This window comes from Aliisedimentitalea scapharcae (genome assembly GCF_045277565.1).
Classification (GTDB): Bacteria; Pseudomonadota; Alphaproteobacteria; order Rhodobacterales; family Rhodobacteraceae; genus Aliisedimentitalea; species Aliisedimentitalea scapharcae.
Genome location: NZ_CP123584.1, coordinates 2,533,855 through 2,554,446, shown reverse-complemented (window position 1 = coordinate 2,554,446; position 20,592 = coordinate 2,533,855). Strand labels below are relative to the sequence as shown.

Genomic DNA, 20,592 nt, shown 5'->3' with positions numbered 1-20,592 from the left:
CAGAGCAGACCGATTATGCCCCTTACGTTTGGGGCAGCTAAGCACCCCGACCCGGGGCAGAAATCTCCGGGAGAGGGACTGAAATGGGCAGGCAACGGGACGAGCCCGGCCTGTCGGAGAAGAACCGCGATGACGCGCGCGACAGAATTGAGAATTCGGGCAGGGCGGCCATTGGCCGGTCCCTGCCGCGCGCCGTCCGATATCGCCCAGACCAGACACCACCCCCTTCGCGTCCGACCGAGAATGAACTGTCCACCAGGACAGGTCGGATCGGCGCGGCTGCGGTTGTGCACCAAGGAAACATGGCAAAGAAAATGCTTATCGATGCCACCCACGCGGAAGAAACCCGCGTCGTGGTGGTCGACGGAAACAAGGTCGAGGAATTTGATTTTGAATCCGAAAACAAACGTCAACTTGCAGGCAACATCTATCTTGCAAAAGTAACACGGGTTGAACCGTCGCTTCAGGCGGCATTTGTGGATTACGGCGGAAACCGACACGGGTTCTTGGCGTTTTCCGAAATCCATCCTGACTATTATCAGATCCCGGTCGCTGACCGAGAAGCGTTGATGGAAGAAGAACGCGCATATGCCGAGGCACTGCGCGCTCGTGACGACGAAGAAGACAAGAAACCGGCTCGCTCACGTTCGCGCAGCCGGACCAAGGCGGAAAAGGTGAAATCCGGCGATGCGGTTGAGACCAAAGAGGTCGAACCGCAGATTTCTGGTATGGAAACCATAGACCTGACCGAGGACGCTGATACCGATGCCGAAACATCGACAGAGGTGACCGAAGGGTCGTCTCCGATGGAGCGGGTTTCGGAAACGCCGGTTGAGGAACCCCAGGGCGCAGCTGCCGAGTCAACTCCGGATGCCGCAGATGCTGAGGTCGAGGCTGCGGATGCACAGGCGGTTGAGACGCCGGCTGAGGCAGACGCTGCCGTGGCCGAAACCGCGCCAGAAGGCGCGCAGGCGGCTGTCGAGACCGCTTTTGAAGGCGACATTCAGGAACCTGCGGATGAAGATGACCAGGATGACGACCAACCTGTTCAGAAACGCTCTGATGCGACATCCAAGGATTCGAGCATTGAATCCGTAGCCGATGATGACGACAGCGAAGACATTCGGCCCCCGCGCAAACCGCGCCCACGCCGTTACAAGATTCAAGAAGTCATCAAGGTCCGTCAGGTCCTGTTGGTTCAAGTTGTCAAGGAAGAGCGCGGCAACAAGGGCGCTGCGCTGACGACCTATCTGTCTCTGGCAGGTCGGTATTGTGTGCTGATGCCGAACACGGCCCGTGGCGGTGGTATCTCGCGCAAGATCACCAATGTAACCGATCGCAAGAAGCTGAAAGACATCGCTGCCGAAATCGACGTGCCGTCCGGCGCGGGTCTGATCATTCGGACCGCTGGTGCCAAACGCACCAAATCCGAGATCAAACGCGACTATGAATACCTGCAACGCATGTGGGAGCAGATCCGCGAGCTGACGCTGAAATCCATCGCGCCAGCCAAGATCTACGAAGAAGGCGACCTGATCAAACGGTCGATCCGCGATCTCTATAATCGCGACATCGACGAAGTTCTGGTTGAAGGCGAAGCAGGGTATCGCATCGCCAAGGACTTCATGAAGATGATCATGCCGTCCCACGCCAAGAACGTGCAGAAATACGAAGATCCGATGCCGTTGTTTGCGCGGTTCCAGGTGGAAAGCTATCTGGCCGGGATGTTCAATCCGACAGTACAGTTGCGGTCCGGCGGCTATATCGTGATCGGTGTGACCGAAGCCCTGGTGGCGATTGACGTCAACTCGGGGCGCGCGACCAAGGAAGGGTCGATCGAGGAAACCGCGCTCAAGACCAACCTGGAGGCCGCCGAAGAGGTGGCCCGCCAGTTGCGTCTGCGTGACCTTGCCGGTCTGATCGTCATTGATTTCATCGACATGGACGAACGCAAGAACAACGCGGCCGTCGAAAAACGGATGAAAGACAAGCTCAAGACCGACCGTGCCCGCATCCAAGTGGGTCGGATCAGCGGTTTTGGCCTGATGGAGATGAGCCGTCAGCGTCTGCGTCCCGGCATGATCGAAGCCACGACTCAGCCGTGCCCGGCCTGTCATGGCACCGGTCTGATCCGGTCGGATGACAATATGGCATTGTCGATCCTGCGCCAGATCGAAGAGGAAGGCGTGCGCCGTCGCTCGCGCGAGGTTCTGGTCCGTTGTCCGGTGAACATCGCCAACTTCCTGATGAACCAGAAGCGCGAACATATCGCCCAGATCGAAGGCCGGTATGGTCTGTCGGTTCGGATCGAAGGTGACCCGCATCTGGTGAGCCCGGACTTTGCGCTTGAAAAATTCAAGACCGCGACCCGGACGGTTCCTGTTGTAACAGCGCCTGTTGTCTCTGTGGACACCTCGCTGATGGAGCAGATTGATGCTGCCGAAAACGAGAAAGCAGCGGCCGAGCCGGAGGTTGAAGCGGAGGCAGAAGCGCCCGCAGTGGAAACTTTGGGAGAGGATGAAACCAAACCCAAACGCAAGCGGCGCCGTCGGCGTCGTCGGTCCAAATCTGGCAGTGGCTCTGATACCGCGACTGATGCCACAGACGGGTCAGAAACAACCGAGGCCGCGTCGGATGATGCATCCACGGCACCGGGCGACACGTCTGATGGCGCCAAGGTGGAAAACGATGATGCGCCTGTGACCGAGGCAAGCGCAGAAAACGTCAAAACCGAAGACGCGCCGGTCAAGCCCAAGCGTACCCGCAAGCCGCGTATCAGCAAGGCCAAGAAAGCCGAGATGGACGCCGCAGCCGAAGCCGAAGCCGCAGCCAGTGGCGCGGAGACGGTTGAAGCGGTTGCGCCTGATGCCGGAGCGGACGAGCCAGAGGCCAAACCCAAGTCGACGCGGACACGCCGCAAGCCGACCAAATCCCGTGCCAAGGTGGTAAAGGATGAGGAACAGCCCGAGAGCGTTGAAGGAAGTGCCACTGCTGCACCCGAGGAGGCGACCCCTGTGGCCGTGGCCGAGGACCCTGTGGTTGATGCCGCTTCGGACACCGCGATCGAGCCGAACAAGTCAGAGCCTGTTGAACCTGAAACAGAGGGTGCAGCACCTGAGCAGGAGACCGCACAGGATACAGGGTTGGTGCAAGACACTGCACAGCCGGTTGTGGTGAACGGTGCCGATGCGCAGGCTGATGACCCTGTTGAGGTCGCCGAAAGTCAACCGACGGCTGATCCACAAGACCCTGTCGTGGAAGTCGAAACGGCTGGTGGTTCCGATACCGTGGATGAGGCACAGGCCGAAACGCCTGTGGCTGTCGAACACCCGGTGATCGAGACCGAAATCGTGGTTGCCGAAACCCCGGTCGAGCCTCAGCCCGAGTCACAGACTGCTGCAGAGCCGGATCCGGAACCTGCACCGGCCCCGGAGGCAGAGGTCCCATCACGGCCCAAGCGGCGCGGATGGTGGTCGCTGGGCAGCTAAGCCGTACGAGCGCAGAACAAAAAACGGGCGATCCAGCAGGGTCGCCCGTTTTTGTTTGTGTCTTGGGGGATGAAGAATCCCGGATCCGGGTTTTTCATCCGCCTTTGCGGATCAAATAGATGTGATGTCCGTGTCCATCTGATTGTCCCAAAAAGGCGTGGTTTGCCTCGTTACAAAAGTGCGGCACATCGATAATTGCCGCCGGATCATCGGCAAGCAATTGCACCACAGCCCCTTCTGGCAACGGTTTGAGCCGTTTGCGCAGCTTGAGAACGGGCAGGGGGCACAACAGCCCGATGGCGTCGATGGTCTCGGAAATTTTGGTCATGGCGAGCAGATAGTTTGGTTGATTGCCTGTGTCCACAATGTTGTGACCGTTTGGCATCGTGACCTTGGTCGCAGAGTTGGATATGGGGGAACCATGTTTGGAATCGAGATCATCGATGCGGGATTGCTTCCCGCCATGTTCGTGGCCCTGATCGGTGGGCTGATCAGCTTTTTGTCACCCTGTGTGCTGCCGATCGTGCCGCCCTATCTGGCCTATATGAGCGGCGTCACAATTGGTGAAATGCAAGGCAGCACCGCCGCGCGACGCAAGGCAATCATCGCTGCGCTGTTCTTTGTCATGGGGTTGAGCACCGTGTTCCTCTTGCTGGGGTTCACAGCTTCGGCGTTTGGTGCCTTTGTACTGCAAAATCAGGAATTGTTTGCGCAGGTTTCCGGGGTTGTGGTGATTGTGTTCGGTCTGCACTTTCTGTCGGTGTTTCGCATACCGTTGCTGGACCGCGAAGCGCGCATGGATGCGGGTCAATCGGGCGGATCGGCGGCGGGGGCCTATGTTCTGGGGTTGGCCTTTGCCTTTGGCTGGACCCCCTGTATCGGTCCCCAGCTGGGCGCGATTTTGTCGCTGGCGGCCTCCGAGGCCTCGGTCGCCCGTGGAACTGTTCTGCTGGGTGTCTACGCCATTGGTCTGGGCGTGCCGTTCCTGTTGGCGGCCATGTTCCTGAACCGGTCCATGACATTGATGAACAAGATGAAGCGCCATATGGGGCTGATCGAAAAATGCATGGGTGGATTGCTGATCATTGTTGGCGTGATGCTGGTGACGGGTCTGTTTTCGACCTTTTCCTGGTGGCTTCTGGAAACCTTCCCAGCGCTTGCGACTTTGGGCTAATAGCCCTGAACTTTGGACACGTCCGGTCTCTGACGGGTCTTACTCTTGCCAGATTGGCGGGTTAGAATGTCCCTCAGAGCATGAGGGCAGGTATGGCCAGCAACCACACAATACCCGGGGCAGATCATTCGCCGGTGCGCTACCGGCGCGTGTTTTATATTCCGGGCTATGACCCCATTCACCCCCGTCGGTATCGCGAACTCTACCGCAAGGAAAGCGCCGCTCAGGCCGAGGTTTCCGGGTACGAGATCGGATTGAAACCCAAAAAGACCAAAGGTCCCTATGGCTGGCACGTGGACAGCGTTATTCAGGGGCATCAAACCCGGGCGGATATCGAAGTGTTGGTCTGGTCCGACATCGTGCGTGACAGCATGTCCAACTCTATTCCCGCAACCTATGTACAACTGGTACGCACGGCGTGGATCTATATCACCAGTGGTGCCTTGCGGCGACTGATGCGTCTGCGCAAAGGTCCGGTCATTGCGGCGCTGTATCCGGTTGGCATGCTGGTGTTGCAATTGGTTCTGGCACTCTTGTTGATGTGGGGCGTGGCCCATGGGGTTGGGCTGTTGCGGTCAGTTTTGGGGCTGACGGGAGTATGGGCTGGGGCCTTGCAAGTGTTCGGGTGGGCAATCGGGGCCCTGTGTGGTGTGACCGTCCTGCGTTGGTTCCGGGCCCGGGACGGAAAATTTTTCGCCTATTACCTGATGCATGATTACGCCTATTCCGCGGCCTCTCGCGGTGCCAATCCACCCGAGCTTGAAGCGCGGATGGCGGATTTTATGGCCCAGATCCGGGCCGCGTTGGAACAGGAGGGGGTGGACGAGGTTCTGGTGGTTGGGCATTCGTCGGGTGCCCATGTCGGCATTTCCGTCCTGGCCGACCTGATCCGATCAGGTCTCCCTGAAAACGGTCCGACCTTGGGGTTTCTGTCCTTGGGGCAGGTTGTGCCCATGGTGTCTTTTTTACCGCGGGCAGACCGTCTGAGGGCCGATTTGGCCTTTCTCGCATCGCGGGAAGAGCTGAGCTGGGTCGATGTTTCGGCACCGGGTGATGGCTGTGCCTTTGCCTTGTGTGATCCGGTGTCGGTCAGCGGTGTGGCACCTCCTGACAAGCGATGGCCTCTGGTGTTCTCTGCCGCTTTCACCCAGACGCTCAGCCCTGAAAGATGGCAAGAGCTGCGCTGGCGGTTTTTTCGACTGCACTTTCAATATCTGTGCGCCTTTGACCAACCACGGGACTATGATTATTTCCAAATCACCGCAGGTTCTTTGACGTTGGGCACCCGATATCAGGATCGCCAGCCATCCAGTTCGCGGATAGACAAACCAGTGTCGAAATATACGTCGATGGGTCCGCGATGATGCCGGACCCACGCAAGCCGCCAAACCCACCAAAGCCGCAGGGTCGCCCGGATCGGGTATCTCTGTTGCAATACGCAAAATTGTTTCGCAAGGACATCCTGTCGGCCCAACCCGACCGACTGTACCGGGCGTGGATGGCCGAGTTCAAAACGCCGTTCTTTCGATCCTTCATGATCAATCAACCGGACCTGATCAAAACGGTACTCAAGGATCGCCCCGATGACTTTCCGAAATCGGGACGGATCGCCGAGGGGTTGCGTCCTTTGTTGGGCAATTCGGTATTTTTGACCAATGGCGACAGCTGGAAGCGGCAACGCCGTATCATCGACCCGGCATTCGAAGGCGGGCGGCTCAAGGACACGTTTCCTGCCATGTGGGAGGCGTCCGAGGCCATGGTGGCAAGGTTGCACGAGCAGGTTGGCAAGCCCGTTGAAATCGAAGAGGAGACCAGCCATGCGGCGGCGGATGTTATCTTTCGAACCCTGTTTTCCATACCGATTGATCATGAGATCGCAACCCAAGTGTTTGCCCGGTTTCGGGACTATCAACGCAGTCAACCAATTCTGAATCTGGGCGCCTTTGTCCCTTTGCCGCGCTGGATGCCGCGGTTTTTTCGCAAAGGAACACGCGAGAATGCCAAGGTGATCCGTGATCTGATAGCGCAGTTGACCGATGAACGGATGCGCGCAATCCAGGATGGCAGCGCCCCGGATGACCTGGCGACCAAGATCATGACGACACAGGATCCTGTTACCGGAGACAGATTCGACGCACAGGAAATGGTTGATCAGGTCGCCATCTTTTTTCTGGCAGGTCATGAAACCAGCGCATCAGCTCTGGCCTGGACGTTGTATCTGTTGGCCATCCACCCGGATTGGCAGGAAAAATTGGCGCAGGAAGCAACCGTTCTGGAGCAGAGGGACTTTGGTGTGATGTCCAAACTGCGCCTTAGCCGAGATGTCTTTAGAGAGGCGTTGAGGCTATATCCACCCGTGCCAATGATGGTTCGTCAATCAACCTGCCCGGAACGATTCCGCAATCGCAATGTCCCAATTGGATCTCAGTTGGTCATCAGCCCCTGGCACCTGCACCGTCACGAACGGTTGTGGGACAATCCAGATGGGTTTGATCCGGACCGGTGGGGAACTGAAAATGGCAAGATCTGCCAGCGGGCGGCTTTTATTCCGTTTTCGACCGGTTCGCGAGTCTGTACCGGCGCAGGGTTTGCCATGGTCGAAGGACCTCTGATCCTGTCGATGATCCTACGCCACTTTCGAATTGAAACAGTTTCCGGTCGTGATCCGGTCCCCGTTGCGCATTTGACCGTGCGCTCGCGCGATGGGATCTGGTTGAAACTGAGCCACCGGTGACCAAGACTTTTCCTGAAAAGTCTTGGTAAAAGTTTTTCTAAAACTTTTGCCTATGGAAACGGACCACTCAACAAATCAGGTGGATTGGTTGGTTATTGCAGAAAATGACAACCTGATCACCGTTCTCGACTGCATGGTATCCACGCCGTTTCAATTCCGATCTGAATCGTCCCAGGCCTACATTCATCTCGATGTCACGGATTTTGCGCCGCACGACACTGCCCCGGCGGGCGGATTTGGCATCAAAGATCTGTTGCAGCCATTGATCGGCAGGAACTGGATAAGACGGAGGCTGGGCCATGCTCCGAGTGTCGAACAAATAGGGTTAACGTTCTCTTAATTGACGCAGGACAAACAATCTGATCGCCGAAGCCAACCCCAGATCAGCTCCGCGATCTGCGTCGATCTGGGCGGCCAGTTCGTTGATTGGGCGTCCCTGAGCTGCAGCGATTTCGCGGAACACCTCCCAGAATTCGTCCTCGAGAGACACTGACGTGCGATGCCCTCGCAACGTCAGAGATCGCTTTTGCGGGCGGGCGCTCATTCGGTTTTATGTCCGTCCAAATTCCGACTGTCCCTGTCTGCGCGTGCCTGCTCCAGGTCTCTTTCAGCTTTGCTTTGTCCAAACCTGACGGTATTTTCCTTGGCCAAAGATTTTTTATCTGCCCGCCGTTTCAGCTTGCGCCGTTTGTTCAGGTTGATCACGTTTCCTGTCATGTCGGCTCCCTCCAAAACGGTCAAGCGAAATACACAGCGGATGCGTAATAGGCCGGATCGGCCAATTTCGCTCGGGCTCATGTCGACAATAGGGGATGCGGGTCCGGGATCAATCGAAAGAAGACAATCGGGAAGAACCAGGGTTGGTGGAAAGGCGGGGCTGGAATGTGGTGCGGAACAGGCCGCATCCCCATTCAGACCTGCCCAAGAGGACGCAGGATGCAGGTCACTCTACAACATGGGGGACGTTTCCACAGGGTCTTTTCGGGGGGAGTGGGCCGCGCTGAAATTGAAGCGCGACCCAGGAGATATCAGGCCTTGGGGCCGATCATCTGTTCGGGACGAACCACAGCGTCAAAGGTGGCTTCATCCACAAAACCCAACGCGATGGCTTCTTCCTTCAGCGTGGTGCCGTTCTTATGCGCGGTTTTGGCGACTTTGGTGGCATTGTCATAGCCAATGGTCGGAGCCAAAGCCGTGACAAGCATCAGGCTTTCCTTCATCAGCTTTTCGATGCGTGGTTCGTTCGCCTGAATGCCCAGAAGCATCCGTTCGGTAAAGCTGTCTGCGACATCGCCCAGCAATTGGATGGATTGCAACAGATTATAGGACATCATCGGGTTGTAGACGTTCAGTTCAAAATGCCCCTGCGAGCCTGCGAATTTTATCGCAGCGTCGTTGCCCATGACATGGGCGGCAACCTGTGTCATCGCTTCGGCTTGGGTTGGGTTGACTTTGCCTGGCATGATCGACGACCCGGGTTCGTTTTCGGGCAGGATCAGTTCACCCAGACCGGACCGCGGACCAGAGCCGAGAAACCGGATGTCGTTGGCGATCTTGTACATTGCTCCGGCCACTGTGGCCAAAGCGCCGGACATAAAGACCATTGCATCATGCGCTGCCAGCGCTTCGAATTTATTCGGCGCGGTGACAAAGGGCAGGTTGGTGATTTCGGCCATGTTGGCGGCCACGGTTTCGGCCCATCCGGGCGCGGTGTTCAGGCCCGTGCCAACGGCGGTGCCGCCCTGAGCCAATTGATAGATGCCGGGCAGGGCGGCTTCGACGCGGGAAATGCCCATCCGGATCTGATGCGCGTAGCCTCCGAATTCCTGACCCAGGGTCAGCGGCGTTGCGTCCTGGGTGTGGGTGCGGCCGATTTTGATGATGTCCTTGAACTCTTCGGACTTCTGTTCCAGTCCGGCGGCCAGTTTATTCAGCCCCGGCAACAAAACATCGCGGACGGACATCGCAGTTCCGATGTGCATGGCCGTGGGAAAGGTGTCGTTCGAGGATTGCCCCATATTGCAATGGTCATTGGGGTGCACCGGATCTTTGGTTCCGATCACGCCGCCCAGAATTTCGATGGCGCGGTTGGCGATCACCTCGTTTGAATTCATGTTCGACTGTGTGCCGGATCCGGTTTGCCACACCACCAATGGGAAATTGTCGTCAAACTTGCCGGCAACGACTTCGCTGGCCGCCTGAATGACCGCATCTGCAATGTTTGCGTCCATTTTGCCGCTGGCCTTGTTGGCCATGGCACAGGCCTGTTTAATCACGCCCAGCGCGCGCACGATGGCGACCGGCTGTTTTTCCCAACCAATGGGAAAGTTCATAATTGATCGCTGGGTCTGGGCACCCCAGTATTTGTCTGCCGGAACCTCAAGAGGACCAAAGCTGTCGGTTTCTGTACGGGTAGCGGACATCCGTCATCTCCATCAAGTATGCAATTGTATGCCGTTTAGCCAAAGTGCCGGAATGACGCAATTGGCCAGTTGCGCGCAGCATAGACGATCCGAGGCCGAGGTATAGAGGTCAGACACCGCGCCATTTGGCGCAGTTTTTTGTTCATCTGTGATCAAACTCATTGCTGTTGTCGCCCGGAAGACTAAATTGACCAGAGAGTTTCACATCACAACAGGAGCCGTGACACTGGTGTTTTTTCAGTCATTTCGCATATCCGCCCTGAACTTGGTCTTTTCAGCAGGCATTTTGTTTCTTTTGGCGGTATCGGCCGCACAGGCGGATGTCGAACGGTTTGTTGGGGAGTATTCGGGCCAGGCCCAGATGCAGGATGCTTCTGGACACGAAGAAACCCGCGATTTGAGCGTGACAATTTCTGAGTACAAAAAGGGGTTTCAGGTGCAGTGGGAATCGGTCACTCACAAATCTGATGGTCGAAAGAAAACCAAGGCGTATTCTGTGGACTTCCAACCGTCAGACCGTGACGGGATCTATTCGGCGGCGATGCAGCGCAACGTCTTTGGTCATGCGGTACCGCTGGATCCTATGAAGGGTGAGCCGTTTGTTTGGGGACGAATCGTTGGCGACACGCTGACGGTGTTCTCGCTGTTTGTGGACCAGAACGGGGATTATGAATTGCAGCAATTTGACCGGACTCTGAACGACGGTGGGTTGCAGCTGGAATTTCAGAGTGTTCGCAATGGAGAGCCACAGCGAACTGTCTCGGCCTTTTTAAAGCGCAACTAGAACAGCACCAACCGGGGGCGCCCCGGGCGTGGTTCTTTGACCTTGGTCCAGGACTGCATCAGGAAACAGAGCATTTTGTTGCCAGAGCGTCAAACTCTGGAATCATCCCAACGCCTGCCCGGGACCCGTGATGTCAAAAGGTTACTTGCGGAAACTGTCCAAGGACACCACATCGGCGTCGGCGTGGGGTTCCTCAGAGTCGTCATCCCTTACAATCTCCAGCGGTTCCAGGTCTTCATCGTCCTCTTCGGCCGTTTCGAACCGCAACCCGAATTCGACGGATGGGTCAACAAAGGTCTTGATCGCATCATAGGGAATATAAAGGGTCTCTGGCGCATCGCCAAAGTTCAGAGTAACCCCGAACCCTTCGTCACCGATCTCCAGATTGTCGAACCAATGCTGCATGACCACGGTCATTTCACCGGGATAGCGATCGATCAACCAATCCGCCAGCTTGGCGTCGGGGTGTCCGGTGTCAAACGTTATAAAGAAATGGTGGTTTCCCGGGAGCCCATGCTCTGACACATCCTGCAGAACAGTCTTGATCAGGCCACGCATGGCCGAATGCATGAGATTTCCATAGTCTATTGTGCGGGTCATCCGTTGATCCTGATACAGATTGCAGGGTTAGCATAAGTGATTTGAAGCAAAACGAAAGGGCGAGCAATGCTAAATTCTCCGGCGTGTGACGGTCACAGAATGTGAAGCGTCAAACCGGCCAGAGCCATGGCAATCAGGACCAGTTCCAGCCGCACCCGACCTGACAGGACAATCGGCACCGCAAAAGCAGCCATAATGATGGCTGACGGATTGGCCGAGGCCAAAACGGGCAACTCCAGTGCCAGCGGACCTGTCTGCCACAATACCGTCTGGTCAAACAGTACATTGATCGAAAACCACAGCGACAGGTTCAGAATCACGCCGGTAACCGCCGCGGTGATCGACTTGAGCGCGGCACCGATACGGGGATGGTTGGTCAGAGATTCGAGATAGGGCGCCGCCAGGAATATCCACAGAAAACACGGCACAAAGGTTGCCCAAAGCGCAATCAAACCTGCGGCTATGGCCAGACCCGGACCCGCGGCCAGTTGCCCGGCCAACATGGCCACAAATTGCGTGACCAGAATCAGCGGGCCCGGCGTGGTTTCGGCCAGGCCCAGCGCGTCGATCATCTGTCCTGTTGATATCCAGCCGTGATGCGCGACCACTGTCTGGCTCATATAGGCCAGAACCGCATAGGCACCGCCAAAGGTGACCACCGCCAGTTTTGCAAAAAACCACCCGAGATCGGCCAGAAATGTTGCCCCCATAGCGCTCAGTGCAAACAGGGGGGCCAACCACAAGGGAACCCAGAGCGACAGGGTGCGTAAGCTTTGGCGCAGGCTCGCAGAGGCGCGCGTGTCTGTTTCGATCCGTATATGATCCGCAGGCCTGACGCTGAAAGCGCCCCACAGGCCCGCAAGAAGAATCAACATCGGGAAGGGCAGCTTGAGCGCGTAAATCCCGACAAAGGCCAGCCCTGCCAACAGGATCCCCTGCCACCCATGCAGGGTCTTCTTGGCCAAACGGGTCAGGGCCTGGATCACGATGGCAATCACAGTGGCCTTGACCCCAAGAAATGCGGCCTGAACGCCCGGAACTTCTCCGAACTGGGCATAGACCGCAACCAGCGCCGCAATGACACAGGCACCGGGCAGCACGAACAGCGCTCCGGCCAGCAAACCGCCAGGGACGCCCTTGAGCCGCCACCCCGCATAGGTGGCCAATTGCATGGCTTCGGGGCCGGGCAGCAACATACAGAACGATAGGGCCCGCAAAAATGCCTCTTCGCTCAGCCAGGGGCGGTCATCGACCAGTTCTTTGTGCATAACGGCAATTTGTGCGGCCGGCCCTCCAAAGGACAGGATGCCAATGCGCCAAAAAACGCGAAACAATTCGCGAAACGTCAGATCAGTAGGGGAAGTCATTTTTTTGCGGGCCAATCATGTCCTTCGTCAAACCCATCCCGCGCCCAGCGATAGAGCGCGTCATAGATCGCGAGTCCTGCGTTCAGCTGTGTTGTGTCATCCTTGTGCAGACGAGACAATCCAACAGATATGGCCAACAACCCAGCGGCCTGTGGAGACAGATCGGGCGTGTCCGTATCGGCGGCGCGCACAACCACTGCCACCCGGTTCAACGGCTCATGCGCCAACCCGAACCGGTCGATCATGGTGTCAAAGGTGCACAGAGGACCGTTGTGGCTCCACTCTCCGCCTTCGATGTCAAATGGTGTAGCGTTGAACCGTTCGGCCACAGCTTCCACTGCCGAGGGGGGGACAAACAGGAATTCTGCCTGTGGATCGACAAAACGGCGGATCAGCCAGGGACAGGCGATGCGGTCGATCTTGGGGCGGTGACGGGTGACCCATCGGGTGTTCCCCTGTGCCAGGTCGGGCATGGCCTGGGCCGGCACGCGCGGCAGCCCGGCATCGCGCCAGCCATAATTCCCGCCTTCCAATATCTGTGCAGCAATGCCGCGGGCCCGCAGGGTGGCAGCCACACCATGGGACAGTTTCAATCCCTTTTGACAAATGACGACCACGGATCGGTTCTGTGCCAAGGTGGTCAATCTGTCCAGGTCGGTGTGCGGATGACGAAAGGCCGTTGGAACCAGATGCGGGTCTGCGTCAAAATCATCGTCAATCGAGACGTCCACAATCAACGGCGCGGTCGGGCCGCCAATCAATCGCATAAGGTTGTTGGGGGAAATTTCGGTAAAGCCGGGCATGGTGCATCCTTTCCTGGCATCGGTTCTGACAGGTTTACAGTGGATGCGACCTTGGGCCTGAGCCTCACGGGGTGGACGCTGACCCCATGTCCCAAGTGTTAGCGCGAAGCAGCAGGATGGGTCAAGTCAACCGGAGCCCGGACACACAGGCATCTCGTAATCTTCACAGAAATGCAATCAAGGCAGGGGATTAGTGCAGGTTTCTGTTGCCAGGTACCTGCGAACCCCGCCTTAGGTCGCTAAACCCAAGGAGTTAAGTTTCGGCGACATTAACAGCTTACGCTGCTACTGCCATTGCCGGAGCACGATTGTCATTTGCAATTGTACAGTTTTCGCCGATAACGGTGGCAGACAGCCGAGACAAAGCTAACCCCTTTAGACGTCCGTCGATCCTATTTCGACCCCATGATGCCCAAATGAAGCATGTTTGGTGGAGTCGCCGGGTACCGCCCCCGGGTCCGATCCGTTTATTACGAGCGCATTTATGTCCATAGTCCCCGAGGGAACAGGTTATACATAGGCTTCGCTGGACCGGTTTGCAAGATGGTTTGGCCTGGGCTACGCGGGAATCTGGGGGAATTTGGACGGCTAGTAACCGGATGGCCCAGCGCCCGTTGGGTCATGTGTTTCCTGTCCGCTCAGTGGCGGATTGAACACGCTCACCAGAACTAAATCTGTTTTAGAATATGCAGTTAGAGTGTGATCATCATGTTGATCCAACGCATACATTGTACCGGGCTTGATGACATGATCCTGCCCGTCTGCGCCGGTCACGGTGCCGGATCCTGCGATGCAATAACAGGCCTCCAGATGGTTTTCGTATTTCAACCGCGTGGTTGTTCCGGCCCTTACGATGGTGTGGCACATGGTAAATCCCATACCGTCTTCGCAGACTAGAAACCGATGGCTGGTGCCATTGCCCCAATCAACGAAACGGTCGGTTTTTTCGACGGCTTCCAATGTGCGAATGATCATGCAGGGTCTTTCTGTTCTGTCGTCAGTCGGGCCGCATCACGCGCTGCCATCAGGTCATGGGCCAGTTGCGTGGTATAATGGGCCAGCTCTTCGAGGCACTGATCGACCAGATCGCCATTCTGATCCGTCATCGCATCGGCAATCTGGGTGTGCAAAGCCACGATTTGCTCGCGGTCCCGTGCGGTAAAGGTGATCATGTTCATCAACGGCTGCATCGCTTCGACGGCACCGGCCAATTGATAGGACAGCACCGGGTTGCCGGCCCCGTCCACCAGCGCTCGGTGAAAGGCGACGTCTGAGGCGCAAAAGGCCACATCCGTCAGCCCGGGTTGGCTTTGGCGCATGATTTCGGCCCGCATGGTCGCCAGGTGATCCGGTGTGCGGCGTCGCGACGACAGTGGCGCACAGGCGCGCTCCAATGCAAACCTGGCCTCGCAGGCGGTGTCAAAGCTGACTTCGTTCATCGACAGCAACAGGGTCGAGGTGGTAATCTGCTGAGGATAGGCATCCTCAAAGCTTAGCCGGTTGACAAAGGCACCACCTGACGCGCCGCGTTGCGTGCGGATCAGCGATTGCGCAGCCAACCGCTTCAACGCCTCGCGGACGGTGGGGCGGGACACCTGGAAATGATCAACCAACTCTGCCTCGGACGGGAGACGTTCATCAACGATCAATTCACCATCGATGATCGCGGATTTGATGGCCTGGGCGATCTGCACCGACAGATCTGCCGTGCTGTTTGGATCAATCTTCATGCGTTTTCTCTGTCCTGTGAACCGTCGAACCTACGCCGAGTATATAAGGTTGTGCAATTTTCATTTGTCTGACATTTAAAAGTCTGACATTTAAAACATTACCTGAGTCGCCGTTTTGTTTACCCGGAGTGTGTCGTGAACACCATCATTGCGCCGCGTTATTCAATCCGACCAGGTCAGGATTGGTCGGTCTGGCCCCTTCAGACTGGCACCGCGAACATGTCCTTTGGGAGAAACTGACATGGCAGAAATCTTTCCATCGCGCCGGGTGCGCAAAACACCGTTTTCTGCGGGCGTAGAAGCGGCCGGAGTCAAAGGTTACACGGTCTACAACCATATGTTGCTGCCGACGGTTTTCGAATCTGTTGAATTCGACGCTGCGCATTTGAAGCAGCATGTGCAGGTTTGGGATGTGTCCTGTGAACGACAGGTCAGCATCAAGGGACCGGATGCGTTGCGGCTGATGAAGCTGATCAGCCCACGTGACATGGACCGGATGGCGGACGATCAATGTTACTATGTGCCTGCGGTGGATCAAAACGGCGGCATGTTGAATGACCCCGTGTCGATCAAGCTGGCGACAGATCACTATTGGCTGTCCTTGGCTGATGGTGACCTGCTGCAATTCGCGTTGGGGATCGCGATTTCTAAGGGGTTTGACGTGGACATTGTCGAACCCGATGTTTCACCTTTGGGCGTCCAAGGCCCCAAGGCTGATGATCTGATGGCGCGGGTGTTCGGTGATGCCGTGCGCGATATCCGGTTTTTCCGCTATAAACGGCTGGCCTTTCAGGGGCAGGAATTTGTGGTCGCGCGGTCGGGCTGGTCCAAGCAGGGCGGTTTTGAAATCTACGTCGAAGGCACGGAAAACGGAATGCCGCTGTGGGATGCTCTATTTGATGCGGGACAGGATCTGAATGTGCGCGCTGGCTGCCCCAATCAGGTCGAACGCGTGGAAAGCGGTCTGCTGAGTTATGGGTCGGACATGCGCCGCGAAAACACGCCCATCGAATGCGGGTTGGGCAAATTCTGCAATTCGCCCGAGAACTACATCGGCAAATCCGCGCTGGAGGCGCAATTGCGCGATGGGCCGGACCGGATGATCCGCGCCGTCGCGATCGAAGGCGAAACCGGCATGTGCAGCGATGTCTGGCCAATGTTTGCCGATGGCAAACAGGTCGGGCAGGTGGCCTCGGCGATCTGGTCGCCAGAGTTTCAGACCACGGTCGCAATTGGCATGGTTGATCGCACGCATTGGGATGCGGGAACTGTGACCGAAGTTGAAACCAGCAACGGAATGCGCCGCGCCACGGTGCAGAAATCGTTCTGGCGTTAAATGGATCCACATTGGACGCACTGGGTGGTCTCTTAACAAGAGAAACGCACTGTGTGGACCATGGACCATGGACCATGGACCATGGACAGAAAGGACCCCGATCGGGGTCACAAAGGAAAGGACAAAGACAATGTTCAATGCACTTGTTGTGAACAAGGACGAAGACAGCGGCAAAACCAGCGCCGCAGTCGAACAGATGAACCTGGACCAACTGCCCGAGGCCGAAATCACAGTGTCTGTTGATTACTCGACAGTGAATTACAAGGACGGCCTGTGCATCGGTCCCGGTGGCGGGTTGGTTCGAAAATACCCCCATGTTCCGGGCATTGATTTGGCTGGAACCGTCGAAGACAGTTCGGATGACAGATACGCACCGGGGGACAAGGTTGTTCTGACCGGCTGGCGCGTGGGAGAGGCCCATTGGGGTGGGTATTCGCAAAAGGCGCGGGTCAAGGCCGATTGGCTGGTGCCACTGCCCGAAGGGTTGACCACCCGCCAGGCGATGGCGGTCGGCACAGCCGGGTTTACCGCGATGCTGGCCGTTATGGCGCTAGAGGATCATGGGATGGAGCCTGGGCATGGACCGGTTCTGGTTACAGGGGCTGCCGGCGGCGTCGGGTCCGTGGCGACCGCCATTCTGGCCAATCTGGGCTACGAAGTGGCCGGGGTTACAGGACGTCCTGAAACTGCGGAGTATCTGAAATCATTGGGTGCAACCCAGATCGTGGCCCGCGAAGAGATCAACGAGACCGTGAAGCGCCCGCTGGAAAGCGAAAACTGGGTTGGTTGTATTGATGCCGTGGGCGGTCCGATGCTGGCGCGGGTTCTGGGGCAGATGAAATACGGGGCCTCGGTGGCGTCGGTTGGTTTGGCAGGCGGTGCGGGGCTGCCTGCAACGGTGATTCCGTTCCTACTGCGCGGGGTGAACCTGTTGGGCATCGATTCCGTGATGCAGCCCTATGCCAACCGTGTTCGGGCCTGGCAGCGCATTGCCAAAGATCTGCCGATGGACAAGCTGGAAGCCATGGTTCACCCGGCAACCTTGTCGGACCTGCCAAAACTGGGCTCTGATATCCTGAACGGTCAGGTCAAGGGGCGGGTTGTTGTGGACGTCAACGCCTGATCTCGCGACGTCTGGTGGAAAGGACAGGCCGTGCGATCACGCGTGCGGCCTGTTTCGCATCGTGGTCTGTGACGGTGCGATCTGAAATTCGGCATTTGACCCTGACGCATCGGCGGGTTTTATTTGCCTTGTCCTGACGTCTGAGAATCAGCGCGGGGCTGCCTGTTTGCCTCGATCCATGACGGGGCCACGGCTCGGCTGGAAGACCTGCCATGTTCCGGGATCGCCTTGAACGTGGGGTGTTTGCCGGGAAGTGGACTCGAACTTGAGGAAAAGACAGACATGACCACCTTGGATATTGAATTCGTCCGATCGCAGTTTCCGGCCTTTGCCGAGCCGAGCCTAAAAGGGCAGGCGTTTTTTGAGAATGCGGGAGGATCCTATACCTGCAAGCCGGTTTTGGACCGGTTGATGCGGTTTTATACTCAACGCAAGGTCCAACCCTATGCCCCATACGAGGCGTCGACCCTGGGTGGGGCCGAAATGGACGAAGCCCGCGCGCGGTTGGCTGCGATGATGGGCGTTGAAACGGACGAGTTGAGCTTTGGGCCGTCAACCACTCAGAACACCTATGTTCTGGCGCAGGCGTTTCGACAGTTTTTGTCACCGGGTGATGCGATCATTGTTACCAACCAGGACCACGAGGCCAATACCGGCCCCTGGCGGCGTCTGGCCGATGCCGGGATCGAAGTTCGCGAATGGCAGCTGGATCCGCAAACCGGGCATCTGGACCCGGGCGATCTGGAAAAGCTGTTGGACGACAAGGTTCGGCTGGTGTGTTTTCCGCATTGCTCAAATGTTGTCGGCGAGATCAATCCAGTTGCTGAAGTGAGCGCAATGGCCCATGCCATCGGCGCGTTTGTCTGTGTGGACGGCGTGTCCTATGCACCACATGGGCTGCCCAACGTTGCAGAGCTGGGTCCGGACATCTATTTGTTTTCATCCTACAAAACTTATGGCCCGCATCAGGGGGTGATGGTGATCCGGCGGTCTCTGGGCGATCTGTTGCCCAATCAGGCCCATTTCTTCAACGCGGACACCCTGTACAAACGATTCACGCCGGCGGGGCCGGACCACGCCCAGGTGGCCGCGAGCGCCGGCATGGCGGATTATGTGGATATCCTGTGTGATCACCACGGCGGCCCGACCCAAGGAGCAGCGGAACGGGCGGCCTTTGTCCATGATTTGATGCGGGCGCATGAAGTCAAGTTGCTGCAGCCATTGCTGGACATGCTAAAGGCGCGCAACGATGTGCGTCTGCTGGGTCCTGACGAGGCCGAAAATCGGGCACCAACCGTGGCTGTGCATCTGAACCGCCCCGCGGAACCTGTGGCCGCGCAGCTGGCCGAATATGGTATCATGGCCGGCGGCGGTGACTTTTATGCGGTGCGTGCGCTGCAAGCACAGGGGATCGATCCCGAAGATGGTGTGCTCCGGCTTAGCTTTACCCACTACACATCGGAACAGGAAATGGCGCAGTTGATGGACGCCCTGGAGAAGGTATTGTGACGGTCTTTGGTCCAGTGATTTGCTCGCATGGATGAACCGACCCCGGTCATCTGGTGGGTCAGGCGTGATCTGCGTCTGACCGACAACCCGGCGCTGCATGCCGCTTGTGCGACGGGGCGCCCGGTTATCCCTGTCTATGTGCTTGATCCTTTGGACGAACAGATGGGCGCGGCACCAAAATTTCGATTGGGGCTTGGGATGGAAGCGTTGTCACGGGCTTTGCAAAACCGTGGCAGCGATCTGGTGCTTCGGCGTGGTGATGCGCATACTGTTGTGTCTCAGCTGGCCCAGGAAACGGGTGCTAAAGAAGTCTTTGCCGCCCGTGCCTATCATCCGGACGAGATCGCCCGTGACCTGCAGGTTCAGGACGCTTTGGACCACATCGGCGTTGCACCACGATGGCACGCCGGGCGGTTGTTGTTTGACCCCTATACAGTCAAGACGGCGGCAGGTGGGTTCTTCAAGGTTTTCACCCCGTTCTGGAAGGCCGTTCGTCCGCTGGGCATCGCGGCCTGCCTGTCTGATCCCAGCCGCATTCCGGCCCCTCGGCACTGGCCGATCTCAGGCAGGCTCGAAGATTGGAATTTGGCCAGCTCCATGAACCGCGGGGCCCAGGTCGTGCTGCGATACTGCCAGGTTGGCGAGGCGGCGGCGTTGGATCGGTTGCATCAGTTCACGGACGAACAGATCGCATCCTATGGGAATGATCGTGATCTGCCGGGTCAGGACGCAACGTCACGCCTGTCTCAGAACCTGACCTGGGGCGAAATTTCGCCACGTCAGATGTGGCACAGCGGGCAGGTCGCCATGGCACAGGGTCGCCCGGGGGCCGAAACGTTTTTGAAACAGCTGGTCTGGCGTGAATTTGCCTATCACCTGATGGTTCATACCCCCCACATTCTGACGGAAAACTGGCGCGCTGGTTGGGAGCGGTTTCCCTGGCTGGGGGAAGAGGCAGAGAGCGCGCGGATTTGGCAACGGGGACAGACCGGTGTGGATTTTGTCGATGCGGCCATGCGCGAATTGTACACGACCGGTTATATGCACAATCGGCTGCGGATGATCACTGCAAGTTATCTGTGCAAGCATCTGATGGTACATTGGAAAATAGGGATGAAGTGGTTCGAGGATTGCCTGGTGGATTGGGACCCGGCGTGCAATGCGATGGGATGGCAATGGGTGGCAGGGTCCGGTCCCGATGCGGCCCCGTTCTTTCGGGTTTTCAATCCTGAACGTCAAAGGGATCGGTTCGACCCAAAGCAAACCTACCTGCAACGTTGGATTGCCGAAGGTCAAACACATCCGCCCCAGACAGCGACCGACTTTTTTGACGCGATCCCGTACCAGTGGCGGATGACGCCCGCGGATCTGCGCCCGGATCCGGTTATCAGTTTGGCCCAGGGGCGGGCGCGGGCGCTGGATGCCTATAAATCACTGTCAAAATAGGGTGCACAAACAGTTTTCTTGCCACATTGTCACATCCGTCCTAGCCTTTGCTACAGCATTGCTGAGGGGAGGAGA

19 protein-coding genes and 1 other RNA gene are annotated in these 20,592 nt (G+C 57.4%); 10 read left to right on the top strand and 10 right to left on the bottom strand.

Going from position 1 to position 20,592, the window contains the following annotated elements:
- Positions 1 to 302: 302 nt before the first annotated feature.
- A complete protein-coding gene (locus QEZ52_RS12030; protein WP_406644593.1) occupies positions 303 to 3,488 on the top strand; it encodes an Rne/Rng family ribonuclease in 3,186 nt (1,061 codons plus the stop codon).
- A gap of 94 nt (positions 3,489 to 3,582) precedes the next feature.
- On the opposite strand, the gene QEZ52_RS12025 is transcribed toward QEZ52_RS12030, so the two are convergent.
- Positions 3,583 to 3,816, bottom strand: a complete 234-nt coding sequence (locus tag QEZ52_RS12025) for a sulfurtransferase TusA family protein (protein WP_406644592.1) — start codon at positions 3,814 to 3,816, stop codon at positions 3,583 to 3,585.
- Between the two features lie 93 nt (positions 3,817 to 3,909).
- Here QEZ52_RS12025 and QEZ52_RS12020 point away from each other — a divergent pair, with 93 nt between their 5' ends.
- The 4 genes from QEZ52_RS12020 (at position 3,910) to QEZ52_RS12005 (ending at position 7,736) form a co-directional block, all read left to right on the top strand.
- Positions 3,910 to 4,662 (top strand): cytochrome c biogenesis CcdA family protein, encoded by a 753-nt coding sequence (locus tag QEZ52_RS12020; RefSeq protein ID WP_406644591.1) that lies wholly within the window; start codon positions 3,910 to 3,912, stop codon positions 4,660 to 4,662.
- 92 nt (positions 4,663 to 4,754) lie between these two features.
- Complete coding sequence (locus QEZ52_RS12015; protein WP_406644590.1) at positions 4,755 to 6,026, top strand: hypothetical protein; 1,272 nt, start codon at positions 4,755 to 4,757, stop codon at positions 6,024 to 6,026.
- Positions 6,023 to 7,396, top strand: a complete 1,374-nt coding sequence (locus QEZ52_RS12010; protein WP_406644589.1) for a cytochrome P450 — start codon at positions 6,023 to 6,025, stop codon at positions 7,394 to 7,396. Before QEZ52_RS12015 ends, QEZ52_RS12010 begins: the two co-directional genes overlap by 4 nt.
- Positions 7,397 to 7,448: 52 nt before the next feature.
- Positions 7,449 to 7,736, top strand: a complete 288-nt coding sequence (locus QEZ52_RS12005) for a hypothetical protein (RefSeq protein ID WP_406644588.1) — start codon at positions 7,449 to 7,451, stop codon at positions 7,734 to 7,736.
- On the opposite strand, the gene QEZ52_RS12000 is transcribed toward QEZ52_RS12005, so the two are convergent.
- From QEZ52_RS12000 to fumC, 3 genes are all read right to left on the bottom strand, one after another.
- The gene (locus QEZ52_RS12000) at positions 7,722 to 7,940 is read right to left on the bottom strand and encodes a ribbon-helix-helix domain-containing protein (protein ID WP_406644587.1); all 219 of its coding nucleotides are present in this window, start codon (positions 7,938 to 7,940) and stop codon (positions 7,722 to 7,724) included. The two genes, QEZ52_RS12005 and QEZ52_RS12000, sit on opposite strands and share 15 nt — an antisense overlap.
- Positions 7,937 to 8,101: a DUF4169 family protein gene (locus tag QEZ52_RS11995; RefSeq protein WP_406644586.1), complete on the bottom strand. Its 165-nt coding sequence runs from the start codon at positions 8,099 to 8,101 to the stop codon at positions 7,937 to 7,939. Before QEZ52_RS11995 ends, QEZ52_RS12000 begins: the two co-directional genes overlap by 4 nt.
- A 323-nt stretch (positions 8,102 to 8,424) precedes the next feature.
- Positions 8,425 to 9,819 carry a class II fumarate hydratase gene (gene fumC / locus QEZ52_RS11990; protein ID WP_406644585.1) on the bottom strand — a complete coding sequence of 465 codons (1,395 nt, stop codon included), beginning with the start codon at positions 9,817 to 9,819 and terminating at the stop codon, positions 8,425 to 8,427.
- A gap of 220 nt (positions 9,820 to 10,039) precedes the next feature.
- Between fumC and QEZ52_RS11985 the strand changes: the two genes are divergently transcribed.
- A complete protein-coding gene (locus QEZ52_RS11985) occupies positions 10,040 to 10,603 on the top strand; it encodes a hypothetical protein (protein WP_406644584.1) in 564 nt (187 codons plus the stop codon).
- Between the two features lie 141 nt (positions 10,604 to 10,744).
- Here QEZ52_RS11985 and QEZ52_RS11980 read toward each other — a convergent pair whose 3' ends face one another.
- From QEZ52_RS11980 to QEZ52_RS11955, 6 genes are all read right to left on the bottom strand, one after another.
- Positions 10,745 to 11,203 (bottom strand): SspB family protein, encoded by a 459-nt coding sequence (locus tag QEZ52_RS11980; protein WP_406644583.1) that lies wholly within the window; start codon positions 11,201 to 11,203, stop codon positions 10,745 to 10,747.
- Positions 11,204 to 11,295: 92 nt separating this feature from the next.
- Positions 11,296 to 12,570: a chromate efflux transporter gene (gene chrA / locus QEZ52_RS11975; RefSeq protein WP_406644582.1), complete on the bottom strand. Its 1,275-nt coding sequence runs from the start codon at positions 12,568 to 12,570 to the stop codon at positions 11,296 to 11,298.
- Complete coding sequence (locus QEZ52_RS11970; protein ID WP_406644581.1) at positions 12,567 to 13,373, bottom strand: chromate resistance protein ChrB domain-containing protein; 807 nt, start codon at positions 13,371 to 13,373, stop codon at positions 12,567 to 12,569. Before QEZ52_RS11970 ends, chrA begins: the two co-directional genes overlap by 4 nt.
- Positions 13,374 to 13,565: 192 nt before the next feature.
- Positions 13,566 to 13,919: a transfer-messenger RNA gene (gene ssrA / locus QEZ52_RS11965) on the bottom strand.
- Positions 13,920 to 13,961: 42 nt separating this feature from the next.
- On the bottom strand, positions 13,962 to 14,348 hold the full coding sequence (locus QEZ52_RS11960; RefSeq protein WP_406644580.1) for an ectoine synthase: 387 nt from the start codon (positions 14,346 to 14,348) through the stop codon (positions 13,962 to 13,964).
- Entirely contained in the window at positions 14,345 to 15,103 is a 759-nt protein-coding gene (locus QEZ52_RS11955) for a FadR/GntR family transcriptional regulator (RefSeq protein WP_406644579.1), read from the bottom strand. The genes QEZ52_RS11960 and QEZ52_RS11955 overlap by 4 nt, the downstream gene beginning before the upstream one ends.
- A 241-nt stretch (positions 15,104 to 15,344) precedes the next feature.
- Here QEZ52_RS11955 and QEZ52_RS11950 point away from each other — a divergent pair, with 241 nt between their 5' ends.
- The 4 genes from QEZ52_RS11950 to QEZ52_RS11935 all read left to right on the top strand — a co-directional run bounded on the left by QEZ52_RS11950 (position 15,345) and on the right by QEZ52_RS11935 (position 20,517).
- Entirely contained in the window at positions 15,345 to 16,439 is a 1,095-nt protein-coding gene (locus QEZ52_RS11950; RefSeq protein WP_406644578.1) for a dimethylsulfoniopropionate demethylase, read from the top strand.
- A 130-nt stretch (positions 16,440 to 16,569) separates the two neighbouring features.
- Positions 16,570 to 17,562, top strand: coding sequence for an acryloyl-CoA reductase (gene acuI / locus QEZ52_RS11945; protein WP_406644577.1), 993 nt, complete (start codon positions 16,570 to 16,572; stop codon positions 17,560 to 17,562).
- A gap of 282 nt (positions 17,563 to 17,844) precedes the next feature.
- On the top strand, positions 17,845 to 19,071 hold the full coding sequence (locus QEZ52_RS11940; RefSeq protein ID WP_406644576.1) for an aminotransferase class V-fold PLP-dependent enzyme: 1,227 nt from the start codon (positions 17,845 to 17,847) through the stop codon (positions 19,069 to 19,071).
- 27 nt (positions 19,072 to 19,098) lie between these two features.
- The gene (locus tag QEZ52_RS11935) at positions 19,099 to 20,517 is read left to right on the top strand and encodes a cryptochrome/photolyase family protein (RefSeq protein WP_406644575.1); all 1,419 of its coding nucleotides are present in this window, start codon (positions 19,099 to 19,101) and stop codon (positions 20,515 to 20,517) included.
- Positions 20,518 to 20,592: the final 75 nt, after the last annotated feature.